The sequence below is a fragment of the Nocardia sp. NPDC060220 genome (genome assembly GCF_042727815.1).
Taxonomy (GTDB): domain Bacteria; phylum Actinomycetota; class Actinomycetes; order Mycobacteriales; family Mycobacteriaceae; genus Nocardia.
Map to the genome: position 1 here is coordinate 1 of NZ_JBHWZY010000558.1, position 4,638 is coordinate 4,638.

Below are 4,638 nucleotides of genomic sequence, written 5' to 3' on the forward strand. Positions count from 1 at the left end.
CCTTCACCTCGCGCTCGGCACCCCCCGCCCCGGTGTGGCGGGCTTTCGACGAAGCCATCTGGAAGCCTGTGCCGCTCAGCGGATCGCGACCAGCGCACAGAATTCCGGCGCGGTCACCGCCTACCAGGACATCGACCTGGTCTGCCTGCTCACCGGCGACGGAGACATCGAGTCCGTGCGCGCGCTCATCGAACGCGAACTCGGGCAACTCGCCGATCGGAGCGAGCAAGGCGCCCGTCTCCGCGACACCGTGTTCGAATTCCTCTGTGCCGGAGGCAATATCGATGCGGCCGCGAGCCGGCTCGGCGTGCACGGCAATACCGTCCGGTACCGGCTCAAGCAGGCGGAGCGCCGGTTGGGTCATCCGATCGAGAGCCGACGGGTCCACCTCGAGCTGGCGCTGCGCTGCCTCGAAGTCTATGGCGAGCAACTACTTCCAGCACCGTAGCCTCGCGAACGACGGGCGGGCGGGTCGATACGACACCGCCCGCCCGTTCTCGTTCGCGTCCCTTGCTCAGATCACGACACCCACATCGGTGCGCACCAGGACATCCACCGCGCGTTCGGCGATCGCGGCGATGGTCATGGACGGGTTGCAGGCCGCGGTGTTGCCGGGCATGAGGGCGCCGTCGAGCACGTAGAGGCCGCGCTGACCGCGCACCCGACCGTCCAGATCGCACACGCTGTCCATGTTCGCGCCGCCGAGCGGGTGCCAGGTGGACGGGAAGACCGCGTTGGTGTCGAGCACCTGCGCGCCCGGTCCCGCGATCCGCCGCACGGCGGGGTCGATGTGGCCCACCTGGATAGCCTGGTCGCCGTCGGAGGGCCAGCGCAGTGTCGCGACATCCGAGCCCGTGTCGTAGACGAATTCGCCGCGGCTCTCGCTCACGCCGTAGCCGACCAGCATGGTGCTGCCCGCGTCCATCGACAGCGGCGGCAGCGACGCCTGGATCACCGTGAACGCTGAGTGCGGATCGTCCCAGTTCTTGCTGCCGTAGACGACCGGACCGCCCTGCGCGGTACCGAAACCCGCCGCCGGATCGCGCCAGACATAGATGCGGTCGGCATTGGTGCCCCAGCCCTTGCCCAGTTCGTCCGGCAGATCCGGGATCGCGCCCGTGGCGCCGGCCCGCACCAGCAGGCGGGTGGTGTTGAGGCTGCCCGCTGCGAGGACCAGGGTGCCCGTGGTGATGATCTTGTTCTCCTGAACAACGCCCGCGGTGTCGAGACGGTCGACCCGCACCACCCAGCGACCGTCGGGCGCCCGCTCGATGTCGGTGACCTCGTGCAGGGTCTGCACCTCCACCTTCCCGGTTGCCTCGGCGGCCGCGACATAGGTGACGTCGACGGTGTTCTTGCCGCCGTTGTTCACGCCCATCGCACCGTCGCCGTTGGTGTAGGACGGTTTCATCTCCCCACGCAATTCGGCCAGCGCGTAGTTCCAGTCGATCGGCATCGGGATCTTCGACAGCGGCATCCCGGCCCCGCGCACCCGATCGGCGAAGACCCGTGCGGCCGCGTAGGGCGCGCTGTCGACCAGCTCGTCCGGCGCGGTCGCGAGGCCGAGCATGCGCGCGACGCGCGGGTAGTACACCTGGTCCATCTGCTGCCAATTCAGCCCGGCCGGGAAGTGCGTTTCGAACACCTCGCGGGTCGGCTGGAGCGACATGCCCTGATACACCAGTGATCCGCCACCGAGACCGGCCGCGCACAGCGCCGTCATCCCGCTGCCCGAGACAGCTTCGACCAGTCCGGTGTAGGGCTCGAACAGCAGTGGCGTACCGAACAGCGTCGGACTGGAGCGATGCCAGAGCAACCGCTTGTCGGGCTGGGTGGCATGCGGGAAGGTCTCCGCGTTCGGCCCGGTGACCCAGCGCTTCCCGCGCTCGAGCATCAGCACCGGCACCCCGGCCTGGGCCAGTCGTAGCGCGGTGACGCCGCCGCCGAAGCCGGAGCCGATCACCACCACCCTGCGTTCCTCCCTGGTCAGCGGGACACCACCGGTGCGGGCGGCTGGCCCGTTCTCCGCAGCGGCGGCACGCGACGATGCGAGCAGCAAGCCCGCGGCGGCGGCACCACTGAACAGGGAACGGCGGGTCATCGTAGACATAGCGGTACCTTCATCGTGTCGTTGTCCGGGCACGGGTCAGACCCCGCGCCGGTTCAGCAGGAGGGACATCAGCCCGATTTCCTGCCCCTGGGTGCGCACCATCTCGCGGGCCGAGCGGTCGACCTCGCCTCCGGTGAGCAGCGCATCGGCAGCGGCGGCCATCTCGACCCCACCGGCGTGATGGCGCCGCATCAGCCGCAGGAAAATGATCTCGGCCTGTGTTCCGCGCGCGACGGAAAGCTCGTCCAGTTCGGCGGCCGAGGCAGTCCCCGGCATCGTCCGGTCCGCCTCGGTACCCGAATGCCGGTGTGACTGTTCGGCATCCGGCATCCACGCCATCCGGCGCGGATTGACAACCGGTGCGCCGGCCAAGCGGAGCCAACCGAGCAGCATGCCCAGTTCGGTGCGCTGGCTGTCGGCGATCTGCCGGGCCAGACCGACGACGAACGGATCAGCGTCGGCGTCGAGCCGCTGGGTGAGCACCAGTGCCTGGCCGTGATGGGCCACCATGTCCTGAACGAAACCGACCTCGGTTTCGCTCAGAACCGCCGGTGCGGTGGCGCCGGCGGGCAGCACGGGCCGCAGCGCCGCGCCCATCGCGAGCAGCAGCAGGGCGAGCGCACCGAACGCGGCGAAGCGGAATCCGCTGCGCCTGATCATGATCCGGTGGTCGAGTTCTGGTCGGACGGCGGGGTGTAGACCTGCGGCGAGAGTTCGAGCGCCAGAAATCCATTGTCGGCACAGGTGGTCCAGAGCTGATTTCCGCGCCATTCCGGCGGCGAGAAGCACCAGTCGGTCGACAGGTCCCCGACGGCCGCGCCGGTCCGTGCGCTCAGCGCCTGCTCCGGATCGAATTCGCCCCGCAGGATCGCCTGCGCGACAGAGGGCGCCGACAGTAGCGGCAGACCGATGATCGAGGCCAGCGCGTGCGATGAGTTCGACAGCGCGAAATGTTCTCCGGTGCGGGCGGGCGGGTTGAAATAACCGATCTCGCTGACCTTTCCGGGATCACGCACGTCGAAGACGCGGATTCCCGACGAGGTCCAGCCGCAGGCCAATGCCGTGGGATCGACGGGCCGGTCGGCCGCGCAGTAGTGCGCGTCGTAGGAGAACAGCGACCCACCGCCGGCTGAAGCGAGCAGCGAGTCCTGGTGTTCGGGCTGGTTGATCTCGAGCTTGATCGAGCCGGAGATCCGCGGATGCCGCTCGTCGGAGACATCGATGAGTTTCACCCCACCGGACCCGGCTTCGTCGACGGCGAACACATGGGGCACTCCCCCGTATGTCACCGGAACGGTGTGCTGTGTCGCCCAGCCGTCCGACCAGGTCAGATCGGCGAGCTCGGGCACCTGCGGTGCGAGGTCACGCCGCTGGACCGCGCTGATGTCGAGGATCTTCATCCCGCCGAGGTTGTTCGCCAGGTAGAGGCGGTTGCCATCCGGGGAGACGCCGACCCCGTGCATGGACAGCCCGGGCAGGCCCTGCCACACCACTCGCGGATTCGCCGGGTCGGTCAGGTCGACCGCGCTGAGCAGGCCGGGCGCTGTACCCGAGCTCCAATAGGTGCGACCGTCCGGAGAGAAACCGCCCTCATGAGCGGTGATCGGCAGCGGCAAGGACAGATCGGTCCCGGTGCCCGGGTTGAGCAGGCGCGGATGCGCGCAGTCGCTGATGTCGTACACCGACAGCAGACCCGCGCCGGTCAGGAAGGGCACGCCCGCGCCGACCAGCAGTTTGCGAGCCTTGTTGACCTTCAAACTCTCCCAGGTTCCCGCCAGCATCGCGGGCTCGGTCAGTGTGGCGGTGTGCACGGGTGCGGCCGGGTCGCGTACATCGATGACCTGCACGCCGGCGTCGGGTCCGAGTAGGTCACCGGGAAAGAATGTGCCGACGTAGGCGCAGTGGTCGAAGGTCACCGAGGTGATGCCACCGCCCCGGCCGCCCGCGGCACCGAGTAGCCGGATGTTGCACCGGAATCCGTCCCGAGAACGACCGCTGTCACGGTCGGCGGCGGGAACGTCACCCTGTAGCCCGGATTCAGGGGCCGAGCCGGGCAGGCAGTCGGCGCGGGTCGCGGGCGGCGCAGAATGCGCGGTCACCGCGCCCATCGACACCAGGAGCGCGGCGGCCATTATCAGTCCGGCGCGCCGATGCGCACGGGCAGAAAAAGTGATCATGAGTGCTGTCGTCGCCCCGATCAGAGGCGCCTTTCTCGAGTAGTAACCGTGTTACTGGTCGCAGACGGTACCACTCGAGAAGCGCCGGGAAACGGAATCCGGCGAATCGGTTCAGCGCACCCGGTCGCGCCGCTCCCCCTCGACTTCACGCAGGAACGACTCGATGAGATCGACGACGTCCGCGTGGCCGGTGTCGACGTCGAAGGCTTCCTCCATCCGCAGGAAGCGGGAGATACTCGACATCAGCAACACCAGGGCGCCGGGCGTGTAGCCGGCCGCGCTCGCGCCGTAGCCGGCGAGGATCTCGGCCACGGCGTCGAGTTGAAGCGAGCGGAATCGGCGCGAGGAATC

At 68.7% G+C, this 4,638-nt stretch carries 4 protein-coding genes and 1 pseudogene; 1 reads left to right on the forward strand and 4 read right to left on the reverse strand.

Translation table 11 applies throughout. The features are described 5' to 3' along the window. The coding region (locus ACFWF3_RS25005; RefSeq protein WP_379315646.1) for a PucR family transcriptional regulator at positions 1 to 448 on the forward strand (448 nt) is incomplete at its 5' end. A gap of 66 nt (positions 449 to 514) precedes the next feature. On the opposite strand, the gene ACFWF3_RS25010 is transcribed toward ACFWF3_RS25005, so the two are convergent. From ACFWF3_RS25010 to ACFWF3_RS25025, 4 genes and pseudogenes are all read right to left on the reverse strand, one after another. Continuing rightward, the gene (locus ACFWF3_RS25010; RefSeq protein WP_378990163.1) at positions 515 to 2,110 is read right to left on the reverse strand and encodes a GMC oxidoreductase; all 1,596 of its coding nucleotides are present in this window, start codon (positions 2,108 to 2,110) and stop codon (positions 515 to 517) included. A gap of 36 nt (positions 2,111 to 2,146) precedes the next feature. Next, on the reverse strand, positions 2,147 to 2,770 hold the full coding sequence (locus ACFWF3_RS25015; RefSeq protein ID WP_379315648.1) for a DUF305 domain-containing protein: 624 nt from the start codon (positions 2,768 to 2,770) through the stop codon (positions 2,147 to 2,149). Continuing rightward, positions 2,767 to 4,218: an LVIVD repeat-containing protein gene (locus ACFWF3_RS25020; protein WP_379315650.1), complete on the reverse strand. Its 1,452-nt coding sequence runs from the start codon at positions 4,216 to 4,218 to the stop codon at positions 2,767 to 2,769. The genes ACFWF3_RS25015 and ACFWF3_RS25020 overlap by 4 nt, the downstream gene beginning before the upstream one ends. Positions 4,219 to 4,398: 180 nt before the next feature. Then, positions 4,399 to 4,638 (reverse strand): annotated as a pseudogene (locus tag ACFWF3_RS25025) (TetR/AcrR family transcriptional regulator); the annotation flags it as partial.